Raw genomic sequence first — 23082 nt, 5'->3', positions numbered from 1 at the left:
CCCAATGATTAGAATGCGCGCCTATTCGCAAGGATCGCCATCATGCTGTTGATGCTCTACCTCATCGCCATCACCGCCGAAGCCATGACCGGCGCGCTGTCCGCCGGGCGCCGTGGCATGGACTGGTTTGGCGTGGTGCTGATCGCCTGCGTCACCGCGCTGGGCGGTGGTTCGGTGCGCGATGTGCTGTTGGGGCATTACCCGCTGACCTGGGTAAAACACCCGGAATACCTGGTGCTGACCTCCATCGCGGCATTGGTGACGATCTTTATTGCGCCGCTGATGCGCCGTCTGCGCTCGCTGTTTTTGGCGCTGGACGCCTTGGGCCTGGTGGCCTTTACCTTGATCGGTTGCATGACAGCGTTGGAAATGGGCCACGGCATGCTGGTGGCCTCGGTCAGCGGCGTGATCACAGGCGTATTCGGCGGCATCCTGCGCGATATCTTCTGTAACGACATCCCGCTGATCTTCCGTCGCGAGCTGTACGCCAGCGTGTCGTTCCTCGCTGCCTGGTTCTACATGCTGTGCCTGTATCTGCAACTGCCCAGCGAGCAGGCGATTCTGCTGACCTTGTTCAGCGGCTTTCTGCTACGCCTGCTGGCGATCCGTTTTCACTGGGAAATGCCCAAGTTCGTCTACAACGACGACGTGCACTAGCGCGTAGCGTGCTGGTTCAGCGCCCATTCCACGTGTTCGCGCACCAGCTCCGACGGGTAATCGCGGCGTGCTTTCAAGGCTTCGAGCACCGGGATGCTCGACGGCGCGTTGCCCAGGCCCACTGCCAGGTTGCGCAGCCAGCGCTCATACCCGGCGCGACGTAGGGGCGAGCCTTCTGTGCTGCTGAGGAATTTATCCTCGTCCCACATAAACAATTCGGCCAGTTCTGCGTTATCCAGATTGTGCCGTGGCTTGAAATCGCTTTCGGCCGTGGATCGGGCGAAACGATTCCACGGGCAAACGATCTGACAGTCATCGCAGCCGAACACCCGATTGCCGATCAGTGGGCGCAGGTCCTCGGGGATCGCGCTCTTGAGTTCGATGGTCAGGTAGGAAATGCAGCGCCGCGCGTCGAGCACATATGGGCCGACAAAGGCGTTGGTGGGGCAGATATCCAGGCACGCGGTGCAGCGGCCGCAATGCTCGGTGGTGTGGGGCGCGTCCACCGGCAAGGGCAAATCGACAAACAGTTCGCTGAGGAAGAAGTAACTGCCGGCCTTGCGATTGAGTACCAGGGTGTTTTTGCCGATCCAGCCGAGGCCGGCTTTTTCGGCAATGGCTTTTTCCAGCACGGGCGCGCTGTCGACAAAGGCGCGAAAGCCAAACGGGCCGATCTGTGCCTGGATACGGTCGGCCAGTTGCTGCACGCGCTTGCGGATCAGCTTGTGGTAATCACGGCCCAGGGCGTAACGGGAGATGTAGGCTTTTTCTGGCTTGGCCAGCAACTGCGCCATTTGCGTGTCGCCTGGCAGATAATCCATGCGCAGCGAGACCACGCGCAGGGTGCCCGGCACCAGTTCTTCGGGGTGCGAGCGTTTGCTGCCATGGGCGCCCATATAGTCCATCTCGCCGTGGTAGCCCGCGTCGAGCCAGCGTTGCAGGTGCTGCTCATGCTCGGCCAGGTCCAGGCCGCTGATGCCGACTTGTTGAAAACCCAGCTCGCGGCCCCAGTCTTTGATCGATTGGGCGAGGGCGGGCAGATCGGAAGTAATTGCGGGCATGAGACACGGGAAACCACAGGTTAGATGCGTATAATTCTGCCAGACATCGGAGCTTGAAGACGCATGCCGCAGACAAAACACACAATTACCGACGTACAGCCGCTATTGCACGGCCATTTGCCGCAACTGGCTGCACGTTCCCCGGACGCCCATAAAGGCCAGTTCGGCCACTTGCTGGTCATCGGCGGCGACCATGGCTTTGGCGGTGCTGCGTTGCTCAGCGCCGAAAGCGCCTTGCGCAGTGGCGCGGGCATGGTTTCGTTGGCGACTCGCCCGGAACACGTGCCGGCTGCACTCGCACGCTTGCCGGAAGTCATGACCGTCGGTGTGAGTTCGGCCAATCAGTTGATGGGGCTGCTGGAAAAAATCTCGGTGATCGTTATCGGTCCCGGCCTGGGCGTAGCGTCCTGGGGCAAAAGCTTGTTGTCGGTTGCCGCCAACGCCCGGCAGCCGCAAGTCTGGGATGCCGACGCCTTGAACCAGTTGGCCGCAGGCGGTGTAAGCCTGCCGGCTAACAGTGTGATCACGCCGCATCCCGGCGAGGCGGCGCGGTTAATGGGCATCACGACAGCCGAGGTTCAGGCCGATCGCCTTAACGTGGCGCGCGCTTTGAGCCAGAAATTCAATGCAGTGGCTATCCTAAAGGGTGCTGGCAGTTTGATCTCCAGCCCGGATGGCCGTGTTTCGCGCTGTGACCAAGGCCACCCGGCGATGGCTACCGCCGGTTTGGGGGATGTGCTGAGCGGCTTGGTGGGTGCATTGCTGGCCCAAGGCATGCCCGCCTATGAGGCAAGTTGCCTGGCCGTGTGGCTGCACGCCACGGCGGGGGATCGCCAAGGCACTTATGGTCGCGGCCTGGCCGCCAGCGACCTGATACCCGCCATTCGTCAATTGCTGGAGGAGCAGTCGCCGTGTCTGAAGTAAGCCTTTTTCTGGCTGATGAAGACGCCATGGTCGCGTTGGGTCAGCGTATTGCACAGGTTACGGCCGGCGTGGGGCTGATTTTCCTTGAAGGCGACCTGGGCGCGGGCAAAACCACGCTGTCGCGGGGGATTATTCGTGGGTTGGGCCACACGGGCGCGGTAAAAAGCCCGACGTTCACCTTGGTCGAACCCTATGAGATCGGCAAGGTTCACGCCTACCACTTCGACCTGTATCGGCTGGTCGACCCCGAAGAACTGGAGTACGTGGGCATCCGTGATTACTTCGATGAAGACGCACTGTGCCTGATCGAGTGGCCAGATAAAGGCACAGGCTTTTTGCCAAAGCCGGACCTGACCATTACCATTACGCCGCATGAGCATGGACGTCAGCTGAAGTTGTTGCCCCAGAGTACGCGCGGCCAGTCTTGGTGCGCGGCCCTGGCATTGGAATTCAAATAAAATTGGTGGGGTTAGGTATGCGCTTTCGCGCGATGGTTGCTGTCGTAGGGGTGTTGCTTGCGGCAATGACTTTCAATGCTCTGGCTGCTTCACAGGTGAAAAGTGTTCGCCTGTGGCGAGCGCCGGATAACACGCGACTGGTGTTCGACCTGTCTGGCCCGGTCCAGCACAGCGTCTTTACCCTGACGGCTCCCGATCGCCTGGTGATCGACATCAACGGCGCCACCCTCGGCGCGCCGCTGAAAGTCTCCACCGCCAATACCCCGATCACCGCGATGCGCTCAGCCCAGCGCACGCCGACCGACCTGCGTGTGGTCATCGACCTGAAAAAGGCCGTGACCCCGAAAAGCTTCGTACTGGCGCCTAATGCCCAATACGGCAACCGGCTGGTGGTCGACCTGTTCGATAACCCCGCCGATGCCGCACCGCCGCCTGCGCCAACCCCGAGTGTTGCGACGGTGCCGGCCGTGCCGGTCAACCCGTCGCAGCCGCAGGTCAAGTTGCCGCCGCCACCACCAGCGCCTGCGGGCAAGCGCGACATTATTGTGGTGATCGACGCCGGCCACGGTGGTGAAGACCCGGGCGCCTCCGGTTCGCGCGGCCAGCACGAGAAAGACGTGGTACTGGCCATTGCCCGTGAACTGCAGCGCCAGGTCAATGGCATGAAAGGCTATCGTGCCGAGCTGACCCGTACCGGCGATTACTTCATCCCACTGCGTGGCCGTACCGAAATCGCCCGCAAGAAGGGCGCCGACCTGTTTGTGTCGATCCACGCCGACGCTGCGCCATCGACAGCGGCCTTCGGTGCCTCGGTGTTCGCCTTGTCGGATCGTGGCGCTACGTCCGAAACCGCACGCTGGCTGGCCGACAGTGAAAACCGTTCCGACTTGATCGGCGGGGCCGGCAACGTGTCCCTCGACGACAAAGACAAAATGCTCGCCGGTGTACTGCTCGACCTGTCGATGACCGCTTCGCTGACCTCCAGCTTGAATGTCGGCCAGAAAGTCCTCAGCAACATCGGTCGCGTCACGTCCCTGCACAAACAGCGCGTGGAGCAGGCCGGGTTCATGGTGTTGAAGTCGCCGGATATCCCGTCGATCCTGGTTGAAACCGGGTTTATCTCCAACTCCAACGAAGCCTCGAAACTGGCCAGTTCCAGCCACCAGCAGGCGCTGGCGCGTTCGATCAGCGCCGGTATTCGCCAGTTCTTCCAGCAGAACCCGCCGCCGGGCACCTACATTGCCTGGCTGCGTGATTCCGGCAAAATCGCCCAAGGCCCGCGTGACCATCGCGTGCAGCCCGGCGACACCCTGGCCATGCTGGCCGTGCGTTTCCAGGTATCGGCCGCTACCTTGCGCAGCGCCAATAACCTGAAGACCGATGAGTTGAAAGTCGGTCAGGTGTTGACCATCCCTGGCACTGAATTGGCGGCGCAGTAATGAGCGAATCAGTTTTGAATAGCGGTTCACGCATCGAACTGCTCAGCCCGCGCCTCGCCAACCAGATTGCCGCGGGTGAGGTGGTTGAGCGCCCGGCGTCGGTGATCAAGGAGTTGCTGGAAAACAGCATCGACTCCGGTGCCAAGCGCATTGATGTCGATGTGGAGCAGGGCGGCGTCAAGCTGCTGCGGGTGCGCGATGACGGCAGCGGGATCTCCTCGGATGACCTGCCGCTGGCTCTGGCGCGGCACGCCACCAGTAAGATTCGCGACCTCGAAGACCTTGAGCGGGTAATGAGCCTGGGTTTTCGTGGTGAGGCATTGGCGTCCATCAGTTCCGTAGCGCGCCTGACCCTGACTTCGCGTACTCGCAGCGCCGAGCAAGCCTGGCAGGTGGAAACCGAAGGCCGTGACATGGCGCCTCGTGTGCAGCCGGCCGCGCACCCGGTGGGCACTTCGGTTGAAGTTCGTGACTTGTTTTTCAACACGCCCGCGCGCCGCAAGTTTCTCAAGGCCGAAAAAACCGAATTCGATCACCTGCAAGAAGTTATCAAGCGTTTGGCCCTGGCGCGCTTTGATGTGGCGTTCCATTTGCGCCACAACGGCAAAACCATTCTCAGCCTGCACGAAGCCCATGACGACGCTGCGCGCGCTCGGCGTGTTTCGGCGATTTGCGGCGCAGGCTTCCTGGAGCAGGCGCTGCCGATTGAGATTGAGCGCAATGGCTTGCGGCTGTGGGGCTGGGTGGGCTTGCCGACCTTTTCGCGTAGTCAGGCGGACTTGCAGTATTTCTTTGTGAATGGCCGTGCGGTACGCGACAAGCTGGTGGCCCACGCGGTGCGCCAGGCGTATCGCGATGTGCTGTTTAACGGGCGGCATCCGACATTTGTACTGTTCTTTGAGGTCGACCCTTCGGTGGTCGACGTCAACGTGCACCCAACCAAGCACGAAGTGCGTTTCCGTGACGGGCGCATGGTGCATGACTTCCTCTATGGCACGCTGCATCGCGCCTTGGGCGATGTGCGCCCGGATGATCAATTGTCTGCGCCGATTGTGACGGCGGTGGTAAGACCCAGCGGTCCGGAGGCCGGCGAATTCGGACCTCAGGGTGAAATGAGCCTGGCCGCCAACCTGCTGCAATCGCCGCAGCCACAGCCTTCATACACCGCGCCGGGTTCCGGTTCGGGCGCGGGTTACCAGTACCAATACACGCCACGCCCGCAATCGACAGTGCCGGTGGCTGAGGCTCAGGCCGCCTATCGCGAATTTTTTGCACCGCTGCCGGGTGCCGAGCCCGGCGCTGTGGCGTTGCCTGAGGGCGGCGGTGATATTCCGCCTTTGGGTTATGCGCTGGCGCAGCTCAAGGGCATTTATATCCTCTCCGAAAACGCCCACGGCCTGGTGCTGGTGGACATGCATGCTGCACACGAACGGATCATGTACGAGCGCTTGAAGATCGCCATGGCCAGTGAAGGTCTTAGCGGCCAGCCGTTGTTGGTGCCGGAATCCCTGGCCGTGAGCCAGCGTGAAGCCGATTGCGCCGAGGAACACCACAGTGTGTTCCAGAAACTGGGCTTCGAACTGCAACGCCTGGGCCCGGAAACCCTGGCCATCCGCCAGATTCCGGCCTTGCTCAAGCAAGCCGAAGCCAACCGCCTGGTGGCCGACGTGCTGGCCGACCTGATGGAATACGGCACCAGTGACCGCATCCAGGCGCACATCAACGAACTGCTCGGCACCATGGCCTGCCACGGTGCAATCCGCGCCAACCGCCGCCTGGCCTTGCCGGAAATGAATGGCTTGCTGCGCGACATGGAAAACACCGAGCGCAGCGGGCAGTGCAACCATGGCCGACCGACCTGGACCCAGATGGGCCTGGACGACTTGGACAAACTGTTCTTGCGCGGCCGTTGATGAGTGCCTTGCCCCCCGCCATCTTCCTGATGGGCCCTACGGCCGCCGGCAAGACCGACCTGGCCATCGAGCTGACCAAAGTGCTGCCCTGCGAGCTGATCAGTGTCGACTCTGCCCTGGTTTACCGGGACATGGACATCGGCACCGCCAAGCCTTCAAAAGAATTGTTGGCACAGTATCCGCACCGGTTGATAGACATCATCGACCCGGCCGAGAGTTATTCCGCCGCCGATTTCCGTACCGACGCCCTGGCCGCCATGGCCGAAATCACCGCGCGGGGCAACATCCCGCTGCTGGTGGGCGGTACGATGCTCTATTACAAGGCTTTGCAGGAAGGCTTGGCGGATATGCCGGCGGCCGACGCCCAGGTGCGCGGCGAAATCGAAGAAGAGGCTGCACGCCTTGGCTGGCAAGCCCTGCACGACCAGTTGGCGGCAGTTGACCCGGTTTCCGCGGCGCGCATTCACCCCAATGACCCCCAGCGCCTCAGTCGCGCCCTGGAAGTCTGGCGGGTGAGCGGCCAGACCATGACTGAACACAGGCTGAAACAAACTGCGCAAAGTGCTGATGCAGGCGCATCTGGACAGTCACAATTGCCCTATACTGTGGCGAATCTGGCCATTGCTCCGGCAGATCGCCAGGTGTTGCATGAACGAATTGCACAAAGATTCACAATTATGTTGGAACAGGGGTTTGTGGACGAGGTCGTAGCACTGCGTTCCCGTGGTGACCTGCATGCCGGGTTGCCTTCGATACGTGCTGTAGGCTACCGCCAAGTCTGGGAACATCTGGATGGCAAGCTGACGTCAGCCGAAATGCAGGAACGCGGCATCATTGCCACGCGCCAATTGGCGAAGCGCCAGTTCACCTGGCTGCGCAGCTGGAGCGATTTGCACTGGCTGGACAGCCTGGACAGCGACAATCTGTCACGCGCCTTGAAATACTTGGGATCGGTCTCCATATTGAGCTGAGTCCTTGCAATTGCCGTCTATCCTTGGGGGTGTGACGGCCATAAGCTATCTATTTTCCGAATTTTATTATTGATCCTTAAAGGAGTGCGGCACATGTCAAAAGGGCATTCGCTACAAGACCCTTACTTGAATACTTTACGTAAAGAGAAAGTTGGGGTTTCCATCTATCTGGTCAACGGTATCAAGCTGCAAGGCACGATCGAGTCGTTCGACCAGTTCGTGATCCTGCTGAAAAACACCGTCAGCCAGATGGTTTACAAGCACGCTATCTCGACAGTCGTTCCAGTTCGTCCAATCCGTCTGCCTAGCGCAGCAGGTGATGAACAGGGTGACGCTGAGCCAGGTAACGCCTGATAGGAGTCTCCTTTGTTCTTTGAGCGCCACGGTGGTGGTGAGCGAGTAATCCTCGTTCACTTGGATGGACAGGACCCTGAGGCGCGCGAAGATCCGCAGGAGTTTCAGGAGTTGGCAAATTCGGCCGGCGCCGAGACCGTTGCGTTTTTTAACGTACCGCGTCATCGGCCAACCGCCAAATACCTGATAGGCAGCGGCAAGGTCGAGGAACTGCGCGACCTGGTTCACGCCGAAGAAGCCGATCTGGTGATCTTCAATCACACCCTCACGCCCAGTCAGGAACGTAACCTCGAACGTGTTTTCGAGTGTCGCGTAATCGACCGCACCGGTCTGATTCTCGATATTTTCGCCCAGCGCGCCCGTACCCATGAAGGCAAGCTCCAGGTAGAACTGGCCCAGCTTGACCACATGAGCACCCGGCTGGTGCGTGGCTGGACTCACCTTGAACGTCAGGGTGGTGGCATCGGTATGCGCGGCCCGGGTGAAACCCAGCTGGAAACCGACCGACGTCTGCTGCGGGTACGCCTGCGCCAGATCAAGGGGCGCCTGGAAAAAGTACGCAGCCAGCGTGAACAATCGCGCCGTGGCCGCTCGCGTGCGGACATCCCTACCGTATCCCTGGTGGGCTATACCAACGCCGGCAAATCCACGCTGTTCAACAACGTGACGAAATCGGACGTGTACGCGGCCGACCAACTGTTCGCTACCCTCGACCCGACCTTGCGCCGTCTGGACATCGACGACCTGGGGCCGATTGTCCTGGCCGATACCGTAGGTTTCATTCGTCATTTGCCGCACAAGCTGGTCGAAGCGTTTCGGTCTACGCTCGAAGAGTCGAGCAATTCCGACCTGCTGTTGCACGTGATCGATGCGGCCGAACCGGATCGCATGCTGCAGATCGAGCAGGTGATGGTGGTGCTGGGCGAGATTGGTGCACAGGACTTGCCGATCCTCGAGGTCTATAACAAACTCGATTTGCTTGAGGGCGTTGAGCCGCAAATACAACGCGATGAAGACGGCAAGCCCCAGCGGGTTTGGCTGTCGGCGCGCGATGGCAGTGGCCTGGAGTTGCTTGAACAGGCGATTGCCGAGTTGCTGGGCAGCGATTTGTTTGTCGGCACCTTGCGCTTGCCGCAACGTTTTGCTCGACTGCGTGCACAGTTTTTCGAACTGGGCGCCGTACAGAAAGAAGAATACGACGAAGAAGGTGTCAGCTTGCTGGCCGTTCGATTGCCGCGCTCGGAGCTGAATCGGCTGGTCAGCCGTGAAGGTGTGGTACCGACAGAGTTCATCGAACAACACACTTTGCAATAAAAGCCTCCGAAAGCGGTTGTGCCGCAGTAGCAGGCATTCTGTAGCATTGGTCGGCGCGCCGTGGGTGCGTCTTTGCTTTATCAGATGGAGAGCGCTATGGCTTGGAATGAGCCGGGTGGCAACTCGAATAATCAGGATCCTTGGGGTGGTAAACGCCGCAATAATGGCGACCGCAAGGGGCCACCAGATCTCGACGAGGCCTTCCGAAAGCTGCAGGAAAGCCTGAATGGGTTGTTCGGTGGTGGAAAAAAACGCGGTGGTGGTGACGACGGCGGTCGCACAAGCAAGGGCGGCGGCTACGGCCTGCTGGGCCTGGGACTTGTCGTGCTCGCAGTCGTTTGGCTGTACAGCGCCGTTTACGTAGTGGACGAGCAGGAGCAAGCCGTGGTGCTGCGCTTCGGCAAGTACTACGAGACTGTCGGGCCAGGCCTGAACATCTATTTCCCGCCGATCGACAAGAAGTACATGGAGAACGTCACGCGTGAGCGTGCCTACACCAAGCAGGGCCAGATGCTGACCGAAGACGAGAACATCGTCGAAGTGCCGCTGACCGTGCAGTACAAGATCAGCAACCTGCAGGACTTCGTGCTGAACGTTGATCAGCCGGAAATCAGCCTGCAACACGCAACCGAAAGTGCCCTGCGCCACGTGGTGGGTTCCACCGCCATGGACCAGGTGCTGACCGAAGGTCGTGAATTGATGGCCAGCGAAATCAAGGAGCGCCTGCAACGGTTCCTCGATACCTATCGCACCGGCATCACTGTGACCCAGGTGAACGTACAGAGCGCAGCTGCCCCGCGCGAAGTGCAGGAAGCCTTTGATGACGTGATCCGCGCCCGTGAAGACGAGCAGCGTTCGCGCAACCAGGCTGAAACCTACGCCAACGGTGTCGTGCCGGAAGCCCGTGGTCAGGCCCAGCGCATCCTTGAAGATGCCAACGGTTACCGCGACGAAGTGGTCTCCCGCGCCAAGGGTGAGGCGGACCGCTTTACCAAACTGGTTGCCGAGTACCGCAAGGCTCCGGAAGTCACGCGTGAGCGTCTGTACCTGGACACCATGCAGGAAGTCTTCAGCAACACCAGCAAGGTTCTCGTGACCGGCAGCAAAGGTGGGCAGAACAACCTGCTGTACCTGCCGCTGGACAAGATGATCGAAGGTGGTCGTAGCAGCACCAGCGCACCGTCCAGCAGCTCGAATGCCGCTGCCAACGAAGCGAGCGCCCGTGCGGCCGCTGACTTGCTGCAACAGCAAACACGTACCAGGGAGAGTCGTTGATGAGCAATAAATCGCTGACCGCCCTGATTGTGGGCGTCGTCGTGGTCATCGCTGCCTGGAACTGCTTCTACATCGTGTCTCAGACCGAGCGCGCGGTGTTGCTGCAATTCGGTCGTGTGGTGCAGGCGGATGTCCAGCCGGGCCTGCATGTGAAAGTCCCCTACGTGAACCAGGTGCGCAAGTTCGACGGCCGCCTGATGACCCTGGATGCACCGACACAGCGCTTCCTGACCCTGGAAAAGAAAGCCGTGATGGTTGACGCCTACGCCAAGTGGCGCGTCAAGGATGCCGAGCGCTTCTACACCGCGACCTCCGGCCTCAAGCAGATTGCCGACGAGCGTTTGTCGCGCCGTCTGGAATCGGGCCTGCGTGACCAGTTTGGTAAGCGCACCCTGCATGAGGTGGTATCCGGTGAACGTGATGCGCTGATGGCTGACATCACCCGTTCGCTGAACACGATGGCAGAAAAAGAGCTGGGCATCGAAGTAGTCGATGTTCGGGTCAAGGCTATTGATCTGCCGAAGGAAGTGAACCGCAGCGTGTTCGAGCGTATGAGCACCGAGCGTGAGCGTGAAGCCCGTGAGCATCGCGCCAAAGGTAACGAGTTGGCTGAAGGTATCCGTGCGGATGCCGACCGTCAGCGCCGTGTACTGCTGGCAGAGGCCTATCGCGAGTCTGAAGAGGCCCGTGGTGACGGTGATGCCCAAGCTGCGGCGATCTACGCCAAGGCTTACGGCCAGGACCAGGAGTTCTACGCGTTCTACCGTAGCCTGCGTGCCTACCGTGAAAGCTTCGCGAACAAAACCGACGTCATGGTGCTGGACCCAAGCAGCGACTTCTTCCGCTACCTGGAAAAGTCCAAGTAATCAAGCCTGTGACTTTAGGGCGCACTCCGTCGGGCGGCTAAAATGCCTGGCGGGGTGATCCTTTCAGAAAACGGGTGTATGATGCGGCAGCCGGGAAATTCCCGGCTTTTTTGCGTCTGCATGTTTGATTCGGCAGGCGCCACAGGTTTTTCGAGGAAAGTGCCCGACGAGGCCGCTGGCAGGCCGTTCGTCACGTCGCTCTTGCGCGTGGATTATGCAAAGCGTGGGTATTTTCTGCTTCACTCAAGGCTCGGCCGAGGGCTGGCCGCCCGGATCATAGGGGAATGGCGTAATGGCAACGGTAGACCGCTGGCTGCTGCCAGATGGCATCGAAGAAGTACTGCCACCAGAAGCTGCGCGCATTGAAGTAGCGCGTCGCCAGGTGTTGGATCTGTTCCAGAGCTGGGGTTACGAGTTTGTCGTGACCCCCCATATCGAGTACCTGGAATCCCTGCTGACCGGCGCGGGCCAGGACCTGGATCTGCGCACCTTCAAGGTCATTGACCCGCAATCGGGCCGGCAAATGGGTTTCCGTGCCGACATCACGCCGCAAGTGGCGCGCATCGATGCGCACACCCTGCGCCGCGAAGGCCCGAGCCGCCTGTGCTACGCCGGCAGCGTGTTGCATGCTCAGCCGCGCGCGTTGTCGTCTTCGCGCAGCCCGATTCAGTTGGGCGCCGAGTTATACGGCGATGCTAGCCCGAGCAGCGACGTTGAAGTGATCAGCCTGATGCTGGCCATGCTGCAACTGGCCGATGTGCCGGATGTGCACATGGACCTGGGCCACGTCGGTATCTACCGTGGCCTGGCCCGTGCGGCCGGTTTGTCCGGTGAAGTGGAGCAACAGTTGTTCGATGCCTTGCAGCGCAAGGCTATCGATGAAGTGATCGCCCTGACCGCAGGCGTGCCTGCGGACCTGGCCGACATGCTGCGCGCCCTGGTGAACCTGTGCGGTGGCCGTGAAGTGCTGGTGGCTGCCCGTGAGCGCCTGGCCAATGCGCCGGCGCCGGTATTGGCTGCGCTGGATGATGTGTTCGCGATTGCCGAGCAGTTGTCGGCGCGCTTCCCCGAGTTGCCGCTGTATTTCGACCTGGGTGAGTTGCGCGGCTACCACTACCACACCGGTGTGGTGTTCGCCGTGTTTGTACCGGGCGTTGGCCAGGCCATCGCCCAAGGCGGTCGTTATGACGATATCGGCGCTGATTTTGGTCGCGCACGTCCGGCGACCGGCTTTTCTACCGATTTGAAAACCCTGGTGACCCTGGGGCGTGCTGAGGTCGAGCTGCCGTCTGGTGGCATCTGGATGCCCGACAGTACGGACGCAGCACTCTGGCAGCAGGTTTGCCAGTTGCGCAGTGAGGGTCAGCGTGTTGTCCAGGCTTTGCCTGGGCAGCCATTGGCCGCCGCCCGTGATGCGGACTGCGACCGGCAATTGATTCTGCAGAACGGGCTTTGGCAAGTATCGCCACTGGCTTCTTGAGTTTTCCTGCCGGCCATCGCCGGCACCAAGTTTGCGCGAATGAGGACAAGTGTTATGGGTAAGAATGTCGTAGTCCTGGGCACCCAATGGGGTGATGAGGGCAAAGGCAAGATCGTTGATCTGCTGACCGAACATGCTGCCGCCGTAGTGCGCTACCAAGGTGGCCACAACGCTGGCCACACCCTGGTCATCGATGGCGAAAAAACCGTCTTGCACCTGATCCCGTCGGGCGTGCTGCGCGAAGGCGTGCAGTGCCTGATCGGCAACGGCGTAGTGGTTGCACCTGACGCCCTGCTGCGTGAGATCACCAAGCTGGAAGAGAAAGGCGTACCGGTGCGCGAGCGCCTGCGTATCAGCCCGTCCTGCCCGCTGATCCTATCCTTCCACGTTGCACTGGACCAGGCCCGTGAAAAGGCGCGTGGCGAGCTGAAGATCGGTACAACCGGTCGCGGCATCGGCCCGGCTTACGAAGACAAGGTTGCACGTCGTGGCCTGCGTGTGGGCGACCTGCTCAACATGCCGCGCTTTGAAGACAAGCTGCGTGAACTGGTGGATTACCACAACTTCATGCTGGTGGGTTACTACAAAGAGCCAGCCATCGAGTTCGAAAAGACCCTGGCCGAGTGCAAGGAATACGCTGAGCTGCTCAAGCCGCTGATGCTGGACGTGACTGCCGAACTGCACGACCTGCGTCGCGCCGGCAAAGACATTATGTTCGAAGGCGCCCAGGGTTCGTTGCTCGACATCGACCACGGCACCTACCCGTACGTGACCAGCTCCAACACCACCGCGGGTGGCGTTGCGACCGGTTCGGGCGTTGGCCCGATGTTCCTGGACTACATCCTGGGCATCACCAAGGCTTACACCACGCGCGTGGGTTCGGGCCCGTTCCCGACTGAGCTGTTCGACGAAGTCGGCGCGCACCTGGCCAAGCAAGGTCACGAGTTCGGCGCTACTACTGGCCGTGCCCGTCGTTGTGGCTGGTTCGACGCCGTTATCCTGCGTCGCGCTATCGATGTGAACAGCATCTCGGGCATCTGCCTGACCAAGCTGGACGTTCTCGACGGCCTGGAAGCCATCAACATCTGCATCGGCTACAAAGATGCACAAGGCAAAGACGTTGCACCGACCGACGCTGACAGCTACGTCGGCCTGCAGCCTGTATACGAAGAAGTGCCGGGCTGGACCGAATCGACCGTGGGCGCCAAGACCCTTGAAGAGCTGCCGGCCAATGCCCGTGCCTACATCAAGCGTGTTGAAGAGCTGATCGGTGCGCCGATCGACATTATTTCGACAGGCCCGGACCGCAACGAGACCATCGTTCTGCGTCACCCGTTCGCTTAACAAGCTGTTGATGTAAAAAGCAAAAGGGCTCCTTCGGGAGCCCTTTTTCGTGCCTGGCTGGCAATCGGCACGACCCTTGCTATGGTTCTTTCTTTCGCGGTGCTATCAAATTAATGGCACCCGTGGTGGAGGGATTTACCGTGTCTGCCGTTCTCTCATTGTTACAAAGCCGACTGTTGCGGCCGGTGTTCGTTACCCTAGGTATCGCTCTTTTGGTGCAAGTGCTGGTGGCCGTTGCCCTGACGCGAAGCACCGTGACGGCGTTGGAAGCGGATTTAAGCAGCCGCCTGGGTGCCGACAGCCAGAAACTCTCTGGCGAGCTGGCGCAAGCCGGCAAGGAAGTCACCTCGAGCCTGGACAGCCTGTCTTCGAGCACGCGCCAGCGTCTGACCGCAGGGCTTTCCACGCGCCTGCAAGAGGAGCAGAAGCAACTGCGTGCGACCCTGGAAAAAGACCTGCAGGATTCGGCCAATGACATGGCCCAACTGCTGGCTTCGGTGGCGCCGCGCGCCATGTGGGACAGCGACGTGCCGACGTTGTCGGAGTTTGCCCGGCGCGCCCAGCGCAATCCCAACGTGTTGTTCGTGGTGTATGACGACGCGGCTGGCGAGCACCTGACCCGTTACCTCAATCGCGAAAACCCGATCAACCAGGCGCTGCTGGACAAGGGCAAGGGCGACCGAGCCTTGGATAAGGTTCTGGATGCGGCTAAAAACGACCCCTCGGTGTTCTACGTAGAGGCGTCCATCAGCCCCAACGGCACCGAGATCGGCAAAGTCCGCATGGGCGTCTCGACCAAAGCGGTAGAGACCGACCTGGCAGCGCTGGACAAGCGCTTTGCTGCCTTGATCGCCAGCAGTGATCAGTTGGTCGGTGACAGCCTCAAGGGCGCCGCCGCCGACAGCGCAGCGGCCATGGGCGCGCGCCTGCAATCGGCGCAAGCCACCGCCACCCAGATGACCGCCAACACCAGCAGCGCGGTACGGGATGCTGCGGGAGCGTTGCGCTGGCGCATCGGTATGGGGCTCGCGATTGTCGGGTTTGGCGTATTGCTGCTGATCGCCATCGTGCTGGGACGCCGTGTGGTCAATCGCTTGAAGCTGTTGATTGCCGCCATGGACGACCTGGCGGCGGGCGAGGGCGACCTCACCAAGCGTGTGCAGATCAACAGCAAGGACGAAATCGGCGACATGGCCTCGGCGGTCAATCGCTTTGTGGATAAGTTGCAGCCGATCGTGCGTGAGGCGGGCGATGTGGCTCAGCGCACTGGCGTCGAAATCGGCGCCATGACCTTGCGCAATGCCGGGGCTGACAAGGCGGCCGGGTTGCAGCGCGATGAAGTTGCTGAAAGCCTGCGCGCGCTGTCGCAGATGGCCGATGAGGCCCAGGCCGAAAGCCATGCGATGCAGGCGGCGTTGCAGCAGGTGGTGGATATCCGCCAGGCCACGGATGAAAACTCGCGGACCTCGGCGGAGGTTGGCAGCCTGATCGAGGCGCTGGCGGGGCAAGTGCAGGCCGGTTCCCAGGTGATCGAGCGGTTGGCGCAGCAAAGCGAGCAGATCGAAGTGGTGTTGACGGTGATTCACGGGATTGCCGAGCAGACCAACTTGCTGGCCCTGAATGCGGCGATTGAAGCGGCGCGTGCGGGTGAGACTGGGCGAGGTTTTGCGGTGGTGGCGGACGAAGTACGGGCGCTGGCCAGCAAGACCCAAAGCTCCACCGGCGACATCCAGGCGCATATCGTGGCGTTGCAGCAGGGCGCTCGGGAAGCGGTGGAAACCATCGGCAAAGCCGGGCGCCAGGCGAATGAAGGGTTGTTGGTGTTGCGCGACAGTGTGCGCTTGCAACAGTCGGTGCAGGCTTCGGTGGAGCAAGTGCATGCGGCGATTGGCTTGGCGACGCGTGCGGCCGAGCATCAAGCCCAGGGCGCCCATGCGGTGCGTGGGCGGGTTGAGGTGATCCATGCGCAGGCGGAGCGGGCCGCGCAGGCGGTGGTGGAAACCACGGCCAGTGGCAAGGTGCTGGATGGGTTGGCGGCGCAATTGAAGGCGAGCTTGGGGCAGTTTCGGGCTTAGCGTTGCCTGTACCGGCGTTATCGCAGGCAAGCCAGCTCCCACATTCAACTGCATTCCAAAGTTGGAACTCGGTCAAATGTGGGAGCTGGCTTGCCTGCGATAGCGGTCTCAGCGGCTCAAATACATTCGGGTAGTGAGCAAGTACACCGGCAACCCCGACACCAGAATCAACAACGCCGCATACGGCGCCGCCGCCGCAAATTCAACATTCGAGGTATGCGCCCACACGGCAGTCGCCAGGGTATTCAACCCCGTCGGGCTGAGCAGCAAAGTCGCCGTCAACTCCTTCATCGCATCCAGAAACACCAGCGCGAACGCCGCCCCCAAGGCCGGGAAAATAATCGGCAAGGTGACCCGGCAAAAGGCGCTGAACGACGATGCTCCCAGCGTGCGGGCGGCTTCTTCCAACTGGGGCGCCGCCTTGTTCAAGGCAGTTCGAATCGGTGCCTGGGCCAATGGCAAAAACAACAGCGCATAAGCAATCAGCAGCAATGCCGAGGTCTGATATAGCGCTGGCACATAGTGCAGGGCGAAATACACCAGAGTCAGCGCAATCACCAGCCCTGGCAGGGCATGCAGCAGATAAGGCAGGCGCTCGGCCCAAATCGCCAACTGGCCTTTGTAGCGAACCACCAGCAACCCCACCGGTACTGCCAGCACCAGGCACAGCGCAGCGCCGCCCAATGACAGTGCCAGCGAGGACAGCAGCGCCTCACCAATCTCGGCCACCGGAAATGCCGCCGATGAACCCACGGCAAGCCAGTAAGCGAGCATACCCAGCGGAATGCCGCTGCCGATGATCGCCAGCGCCAGGCAATACAGCTGACCCAAGCTCGACCATTTGCCCAGCTTGACCTGTTCAGCATGCCGCGCCGTGCCCTGGCCGATGCGCACATGTCGGCCTTTGCCGCGCACGCGCAGTTCCAGCCACAGCAGCGTCAGGCACATCACCAGCAATACCGCCGAAAGCATCGCGGCATTGGCGTTGCTGAATTCCAGCTCGAATTGTTGATAGATGGCCGTGGTGAAAGTCTGCAGGCCGATAATCGACAGTGCGCCAAACTCCACCAGCATATGCAGCGCGATCAACAGCGCGCCGGCCAGCAGCGAAGGCCACAGCAAAGGCAGGGTGACGCGAAAAAATACGCCCCAGCGGTTCAGGCCCAAGGTACGCGCCGACTCTTCCAGTGAAGGGTCAAGATTGCGCAGGGTCGCTGCCACCGGCAGAAATACCAGCGGGTATTTCGACAGGGTCATCACCAGTATCGCCCCGCCAAGCCCTTCGAAGTTGGCGCTCAGCGACACCCAGGTAAAGCTGCTGACAAACGCCGGCACTGCAAATGGCAGGCACAGGATCACGCCCCAGATGCGCCGCCCCGGCAGGTTGCTGCGCTCAAGTAGCCAGGCCAGCGAGAGGCCGATGACCCCGCAGGCCACGGTTACGCCAATCATCAATGCCAAGGTGTTGCGCAACAGCCCGAACACATACGGCCGCCACAGCAGGTGCACCGCCTCCGCCCAGCCCGCCTGCCAGGCCTTGGTGCCGACATACACCAGCGGCAGCAGGCTCAAGCCCACCAGAAACAGTACGGGCAGCAGCAGCCAAATCGACGGGCGTTTGCGCCGGGGTATGAACCCGGCGGCGGAAAGCGATGGGTTCATCAGTTCAAGCCAACGTCACGTTCCAGGTCCAGGGCTTCTTCGGCGTTGCCAAGGTCTGCCGGGGTGACTTTCGGCGGTTGCAGCTCGCTGAACGGCTTGAGGCCACGATTGGATTGCATGCCCTTGCGCAGCGGGTATTCGGCCGAGGTGTTGGTGATCACGCGCTGGCCTTCTTCACTGGCCATGAACGCCAGCAGTTGCTGGGCTTCTTTGGGGTGCTTGCTGGATTTCAGTGCCGCCGCCGAGGACACGGTGATCAGGCCGCCCACATCGCCATCGGTGAAGTAATGCAGCTGCGAATCCAGGTTGGTTTTTTCTTTCTTCAGGGCGAACCAGTAGTAGTTGTTCACCAGCACGGTGGCCACTTCGCCGTTTTCGACGGCTTTGAGGGCGACCATATTGTTGCTGTACACCTTGCCGAAGGCGCGCAGGCCGGTCAGCCATTCTTCCGCGGCTTCGCGCCCGTGCAATTTGATGATGGCTACCGCTTGCTCCTGGAATGCGCCGCTGGTGGGCACAAAGCCGACTTTGCCTTGCCACTCGGGGCCAGCAAAATCGAGTACCGATTTGGGCAGGTCTTTTTCGGCGATCAGTTTGGGGTTGAAGGCCACGACGCGGGTGCGAGCGGTTACGCCCATCCAGTCACCGTTGCTGCCCACGTAATCCTTGGGCAACACGTCCAGCGTGCTCGCATCAATTTTGGCCAGCAAGCCTTGCTCGCCGAGTTTGTTCAGTGGTGGCGATTCTTCGGTGTAGATCACATCGGCAGGCGAGCGCTCGCCTTCTTCCACGACCTGGCTGGCGAGCTGGTTGCTGCTGCCTTTACGCACGTTGACGTGAATACCGGTCTTGGCTTCGAAGGCCTTGGCGAGTTCATCGCCGACTTCTTTGTGCTGGCCGTTGTACAGCGTCAGGGACACCTTGTCGGCGCAATAGGCGGTGGGCGAGAGCAGGGTCAGGCCGAGCAGGGTGAGGGTCAGGCCACGCAGAAGGGATGTCTTGAGACGGTTATCGCGGATCATCATCCGAAGTGTTCCTCGCTTGTATGCAACAAATCATTGCAAGGATAAACGATAAAACTTCTCATGTGCGGACGAGGGGGAAATCAGCGCTGAGGTTTTCAAACCCCGGAAACGAAAAAACCCGCTTTCGCGGGTTTGATCTGAATTTGGTGCCCAGGAGAAGACTCGAACTTCCACGACCTTGCGATCACCAGCACCTGAAGCTGGCGTGTCTACCAATTTCACCACCTGGGCATTATCAACAACGCTTGCGCTGTTGATGGAGCGAACTATACGGAGCGCTTTTTAATCTGTAAACCCCTGATATCAAAAATATAATTCAATATTCTTGTTAAAAATCAGAGGCCTGAAACGAAAAAACCCGCTTTCGCGGGTTTAATCTGAATTTGGTGCCCAGGAGAAGACTCGAACTTCCACGACCTTGCGATCACCAGCACCTGAAGCTGGCGTGTCTACCAATTTCACCACCTGGGCAGCATCAACAACGTTGCCGTCGTCGATGGCGCGCACTATACGGAGGCGATTTTGAGCTGTAAAGCCCTGCCATGAAAAAAGCCTGGAAAATTTCGCCAATGGTCATGCAAGGTGCTTTCCGAGGGCGGCAAAGGCCTTTTAAACGCTTGTTGATACCTGAAATTTCCCGTTTCAATACGCGTATGCCAAACTAACCCGCATATAGACAAGGTGAAAACTCTCTAATGGCCGATTGGCAGTCCCTCGATCCCGAGGCCGCTCGTGAAGCGGAAAAATATGAAAACCCTATTCCTAGCCGCGAACTGATCCTGGCGCATCTCGCCGATCGTGGTTCGCCTGCTAGCCGCGAGCAGTTGGTTGAAGAATTCGGTCTGACCACCGAAGACCAGCTCGAAGCCCTGCGCCGCCGTTTGCGTGCCATGGAGCGCGATGCTCAACTGATCTACACCCGCCGTGGCACCTATGCGCCTGTGGATAAGCTTGACCTGATCCTGGGCCGCATCGCCGGCCATCGGGATGGCTTCGGCTTCCTGATCCCGGATGACGGCAGCGACGACCTGTTCATGAGCCCGGCGCAAATGCGCCTGGTATTCGACGGCGACCGTGCCCTGGCTCGCGTGTCGGGCCTGGACCGTCGTGGTCGCCGTGAAGGCGTGATCGTCGAAGTGGTGTCCCGTGCCCACGAGTCCATCGTCGGTCGTTACTTCGAAGAAGGCGGTATCGGCTTTGTGGTGCCGGATAACCCGAAGGTGCAGCAGGAAGTGCTGATCACCCCGGGTCGCAATGGCGCCGCCAAGGTCGGCCAGTTCGTCGAGGTGAAAATCACCCACTGGCCAACGGCGCGCTTCCAGCCACAGGGCGATATTGTTGAAGTGGTCGGCAACTACATGGCGCCGGGCATGGAAATCGACGTTGCGCTGCGCACCTACGATATTCCTCACGTCTGGCCGCAGGCGGTGCTCAAAGAAGCCGCCAAGCTCAAGCCGGAAGTGGAAGAGAAAGACAAAGAAAAACGCATCGACCTGCGCCATCTGCCGTTCGTCACCATCGACGGCGAAGATGCCCGCGACTTCGACGATGCGGTCTATTGCGAAGCCAAGCCTGGCAAGCTGCGCCTGTTCTCCGGCGGCTGGAAGTTGTTCGTCGCGATTGCCGACGTGTCCAGCTACGTGAAGATCGGTTCGGCCCTGGATAACGAAGCCCAGGTGCGCGGCAACTCCGTGTATTTCCCTGAGCGCGTGATCCCGATGCTGCCTGAGCAGCTGTCCAACGGCCTGTGCTCCCTGAACCCGAAAGTCGACCGTTTGGCCATGGTCTGCGAGATGACCATCTCCAAAACCGGCGAAATGACCGACTACCAGTTCTACGAAGCGGTGATCCACTCCCAGGCGCGCCTGACCTACAACAAGGTCAGCACCATTCTGGAAGCACCGAAGACCAGCGAGGCCAAGGCGCTGCGTGGCGAATACGCCGACGTCGTGCCGCACCTCAAGCAGCTTTACGCGCTGTACAAGGTGTTGCTGGGCGCACGTCATGTACGTGGCGCCATCGACTTTGAAACCCAGGAAACCCGGATTGTGTTCGGTTCCGAGCGCAAGATCGCGGCCATTACGCCGACGACGCGCAACGATGCGCACAAGCTGATCGAGGAATGCATGCTGGCGGCCAACGTGGCCACCGCAGAATTCCTCAAAAAGCACGAAATTCCTGCCCTGTACCGTGTGCACGACGGCCCGCCGCCGGAGCGTTTGGAAAAGCTGCGCGCTTTCCTCGGTGAGCTTGGCCTGTCCCTGCACAAAGGCAAGGACGGCCCGACGCCGAAGGATTACCAGGTATTGCTGGCCAGCATCAAGGACCGTCCGGATTACCACGTGATCCAGACCGTGATGTTGCGCTCCCTGAGCCAGGCGGTGTACAGCGCCGATAACCAAGGCCACTTCGGCCTGAATTACGAGGCGTACACCCACTTCACGTCGCCGATTCGTCGTTACCCGGACCTGCTCACGCACCGGGCGATTCGCAGTGTGATCCACTCCAAGCAGAACACCCCGCACGTCAAGCGCGCCGGTGCCATGACCATTCCGAAGGCACGGATCTATCCGTACGACGAAGCGGCTTTGGAACAGCTGGGCGAGCAGTGCTCGATGAGCGAGCGCCGCGCCGACGAAGCTACCCGTGACGTCGTGAACTGGCTCAAGTGCGAGTTCATGAAAGACCGCGTGGGCGAGTCGTTCCCAGGTGTGATCACTGCCGTGACCGGTTTTGGCCTGTTCGTCGAGCTGACCGACATCTACGTCGAAGGCCTGGTGCACGTCACTGCGCTGCCGGGCGACTACTACCACTTTGACCCTGTGCATCACCGCCTGGCGGGCGAGCGCACCGGTCGCAGCTTCCGTTTGGGCGACACCGTGGAAGTGCAGGTCATGCGCGTCGACCTCGACGAGCGCAAGATCGACTTCGGCATGCCCGACAAGCCGAGCGAAACACCGACAGGCCGTAAAAAGCGTGGCAGCGAACCGACTGCGCCCGCCAGCAAAGGCAAGGGCGCGCCTGCGAAAGCAGCTGCTGCCGCCGAGCCTGCGCCAGCCAAGGCCGGTCGTCGTTCGTCCACCAAGGAAAAGGCCCCCGAGGCCTACCGCCCGAGCGATGCTGCGGCGAAAAACGCTGAAGTGCGCAAGAGCCGTGAGTTGAAGCAGCAGTTGCTCAACGAAGCCAAAAGCGGTGGTAAAGCGGCGTCTGGGGGAAAGTCCCACGGGGCGGAAAAGCCGTCGAGCAAACCGAGTAAACACCGTAAAGGCCCGCCTAAAGCGGGTTCGGCCCCAGCGAAAAGCGGCGGGTCGCGCAAACCTAAGGCCAAGTCATGAGTCTGGAAAAAATCTACGGCGTACACGCCGTAGAAGCACTGCTGCGTCATCACCCTAAACGCGTCAAGCAGGTGTGGTTGGCCGAAGGCCGCAGCGAGCCGCGCGTACAAGCGCTGGTCGAGCTGGCCACGCAAAACAAGGTCGCTATCGGTCAGGCCGAGCGCCGTGAGATGGACGTGTGGGTTGAAGGCGTTCACCAAGGCGTGGTTGCGGACGTAAGCCCGAGCCAGGTCTGGGGCGAAGCGATGCTCGACGAACTGCTCGACCGTACCGAAGGCGCACCGCTGCTGCTGGTGCTGGACGGCGTGACCGACCCGCACAACCTCGGCGCTTGCCTGCGTTCGGCCGATGCTGCCGGTGCGCTGGCGGTGATCGTGCCTAAAGACAAGTCGGCAACCCTGACGCCGGTCGTGCGTAAAGTCGCGTGCGGCGCGGCGGAAGTGATTCCACTGGTGGCCGTGACCAACCTGGCGCGCACCCTGGAGAAACTCCAGCAGCGCGGCCTGTGGGTCGTTGGCACGGCGGGCGAGGCCGAGGTCAGCATTTATGACCAGGACCTCACCGGCCCGACCATCCTGATCATGGGTGCCGAAGGCAAAGGCATGCGTCGCCTGACTCGTGAGCATTGCGATTACCTGGTGAAACTCCCGATGGCCGGTAGCGTCAGCAGCCTCAACGTGTCGGTTGCCACCGGCGTGTGCCTGTTTGAAGCCCAGCGCCAGCGTGGCGTCAAGGCCAAAGCCAAGAAATAAGGCTTAAGAGCCACGCAAGACCCTGTGGGAGCCGGGCTTGCCCGCGATGGCGGTGTGTCAGTCAGCAGAGATGTTGCCTGTGCCATTGTCATCGCAGGCAAGCCAGCTCCCACATTTGTTTGTGTTTGCCTTGACTCTTCGTTGTTCAAATAATCACCAATCACCTTGCGCCGTTTC

The 23082-nt window shown here is 60.7% G+C and carries 18 protein-coding genes and 2 tRNA genes; 15 read left to right on the top strand and 5 right to left on the bottom strand.

Annotation, left to right across the window (positions count from 1 at the left end; translation table 11 throughout):
• Positions 1 to 39 precede the first annotated feature (39 nt).
• Complete coding sequence (locus FFI16_RS24115; RefSeq protein WP_169986743.1) at positions 40 to 657, top strand: trimeric intracellular cation channel family protein; 618 nt, start codon at positions 40 to 42, stop codon at positions 655 to 657.
• On the opposite strand, the gene queG is transcribed toward FFI16_RS24115, so the two are convergent.
• Complete coding sequence (queG, locus tag FFI16_RS24110; protein WP_138817116.1) at positions 654 to 1718, bottom strand: tRNA epoxyqueuosine(34) reductase QueG; 1065 nt, start codon at positions 1716 to 1718, stop codon at positions 654 to 656. The two genes, FFI16_RS24115 and queG, sit on opposite strands and share 4 nt — an antisense overlap.
• 63 nt (positions 1719 to 1781) lie before the next feature.
• On the opposite strand from queG, the gene FFI16_RS24105 reads away from it, so the two are divergent.
• The 12 genes from FFI16_RS24105 (at position 1782) to FFI16_RS24050 (ending at position 16131) form a co-directional block, all read left to right on the top strand.
• Positions 1782 to 2642, top strand: a complete 861-nt coding sequence (locus FFI16_RS24105) for an NAD(P)H-hydrate dehydratase (protein WP_138817115.1) — start codon at positions 1782 to 1784, stop codon at positions 2640 to 2642.
• On the top strand, positions 2630 to 3100 hold the full coding sequence (tsaE, locus tag FFI16_RS24100) for a tRNA (adenosine(37)-N6)-threonylcarbamoyltransferase complex ATPase subunit type 1 TsaE (RefSeq protein WP_138817114.1): 471 nt from the start codon (positions 2630 to 2632) through the stop codon (positions 3098 to 3100). Before FFI16_RS24105 ends, tsaE begins: the two co-directional genes overlap by 13 nt.
• A 17-nt stretch (positions 3101 to 3117) precedes the next feature.
• Complete coding sequence (locus FFI16_RS24095; RefSeq protein ID WP_138817113.1) at positions 3118 to 4539, top strand: N-acetylmuramoyl-L-alanine amidase; 1422 nt, start codon at positions 3118 to 3120, stop codon at positions 4537 to 4539.
• The gene (mutL, locus tag FFI16_RS24090) at positions 4539 to 6452 is read left to right on the top strand and encodes a DNA mismatch repair endonuclease MutL (RefSeq protein ID WP_056860528.1); all 1914 of its coding nucleotides are present in this window, start codon (positions 4539 to 4541) and stop codon (positions 6450 to 6452) included. The genes FFI16_RS24095 and mutL overlap by 1 nt, the downstream gene beginning before the upstream one ends.
• Positions 6452 to 7423, top strand: a complete 972-nt coding sequence (miaA, locus tag FFI16_RS24085) for a tRNA (adenosine(37)-N6)-dimethylallyltransferase MiaA (protein WP_138817112.1) — start codon at positions 6452 to 6454, stop codon at positions 7421 to 7423. The genes mutL and miaA overlap by 1 nt, the downstream gene beginning before the upstream one ends.
• Before the next feature lie 93 nt (positions 7424 to 7516).
• Positions 7517 to 7777: an RNA chaperone Hfq gene (gene hfq / locus FFI16_RS24080; RefSeq protein ID WP_003188059.1), complete on the top strand. Its 261-nt coding sequence runs from the start codon at positions 7517 to 7519 to the stop codon at positions 7775 to 7777.
• A gap of 12 nt (positions 7778 to 7789) precedes the next feature.
• Positions 7790 to 9091, top strand: a complete 1302-nt coding sequence (gene hflX / locus FFI16_RS24075; RefSeq protein WP_017138462.1) for a ribosome rescue GTPase HflX — start codon at positions 7790 to 7792, stop codon at positions 9089 to 9091.
• Positions 9092 to 9187: 96 nt separating this feature from the next.
• Positions 9188 to 10366, top strand: coding sequence for an FtsH protease activity modulator HflK (gene hflK / locus FFI16_RS24070; RefSeq protein WP_138817111.1), 1179 nt, complete (start codon positions 9188 to 9190; stop codon positions 10364 to 10366).
• On the top strand, positions 10366 to 11232 hold the full coding sequence (hflC, locus tag FFI16_RS24065) for a protease modulator HflC (protein WP_017138460.1): 867 nt from the start codon (positions 10366 to 10368) through the stop codon (positions 11230 to 11232). The genes hflK and hflC overlap by 1 nt, the downstream gene beginning before the upstream one ends.
• 292 nt (positions 11233 to 11524) lie before the next feature.
• Complete coding sequence (locus FFI16_RS24060) at positions 11525 to 12712, top strand: ATP phosphoribosyltransferase regulatory subunit (RefSeq protein WP_138817110.1); 1188 nt, start codon at positions 11525 to 11527, stop codon at positions 12710 to 12712.
• Between the two features lie 54 nt (positions 12713 to 12766).
• Positions 12767 to 14056: an adenylosuccinate synthase gene (locus FFI16_RS24055; protein ID WP_138817109.1), complete on the top strand. Its 1290-nt coding sequence runs from the start codon at positions 12767 to 12769 to the stop codon at positions 14054 to 14056.
• 140 nt (positions 14057 to 14196) lie between these two features.
• Entirely contained in the window at positions 14197 to 16131 is a 1935-nt protein-coding gene (locus FFI16_RS24050) for a methyl-accepting chemotaxis protein (RefSeq protein WP_138817108.1), read from the top strand.
• Between the two features lie 108 nt (positions 16132 to 16239).
• Here the strand turns inward: FFI16_RS24050 and FFI16_RS24045 are convergent, their stop codons facing one another.
• The 4 genes from FFI16_RS24045 to FFI16_RS24030 all read right to left on the bottom strand — a co-directional run bounded on the left by FFI16_RS24045 (position 16240) and on the right by FFI16_RS24030 (position 19289).
• Complete coding sequence (locus tag FFI16_RS24045; RefSeq protein ID WP_138817107.1) at positions 16240 to 17793, bottom strand: iron ABC transporter permease; 1554 nt, start codon at positions 17791 to 17793, stop codon at positions 16240 to 16242.
• Positions 17793 to 18818, bottom strand: coding sequence for an iron ABC transporter substrate-binding protein (locus tag FFI16_RS24040; RefSeq protein WP_138817106.1), 1026 nt, complete (start codon positions 18816 to 18818; stop codon positions 17793 to 17795). Before FFI16_RS24040 ends, FFI16_RS24045 begins: the two co-directional genes overlap by 1 nt.
• 144 nt (positions 18819 to 18962) lie before the next feature.
• Positions 18963 to 19049: transfer RNA gene (locus tag FFI16_RS24035), tRNA-Leu, on the bottom strand.
• Between the two features lie 153 nt (positions 19050 to 19202).
• Positions 19203 to 19289 (bottom strand) — tRNA-Leu (locus FFI16_RS24030).
• Between the two features lie 224 nt (positions 19290 to 19513).
• Here FFI16_RS24030 and rnr point away from each other — a divergent pair.
• Positions 19514 to 22153: a ribonuclease R gene (rnr, locus tag FFI16_RS24025; RefSeq protein ID WP_138817105.1), complete on the top strand. Its 2640-nt coding sequence runs from the start codon at positions 19514 to 19516 to the stop codon at positions 22151 to 22153.
• A complete protein-coding gene (gene rlmB, locus FFI16_RS24020; RefSeq protein ID WP_056860521.1) occupies positions 22150 to 22905 on the top strand; it encodes a 23S rRNA (guanosine(2251)-2'-O)-methyltransferase RlmB in 756 nt (251 codons plus the stop codon). Before rnr ends, rlmB begins: the two co-directional genes overlap by 4 nt.
• Positions 22906 to 23082 lie beyond the last annotated feature (177 nt).

Source organism: Pseudomonas sp. KBS0710, assembly GCF_005938045.2.
In the GTDB taxonomy this organism is placed as follows: domain Bacteria; phylum Pseudomonadota; class Gammaproteobacteria; order Pseudomonadales; family Pseudomonadaceae; genus Aquipseudomonas.
Note: the sequence above shows the minus strand (reverse complement) of the source record. Positions and strands in the feature narration are given on the sequence as shown.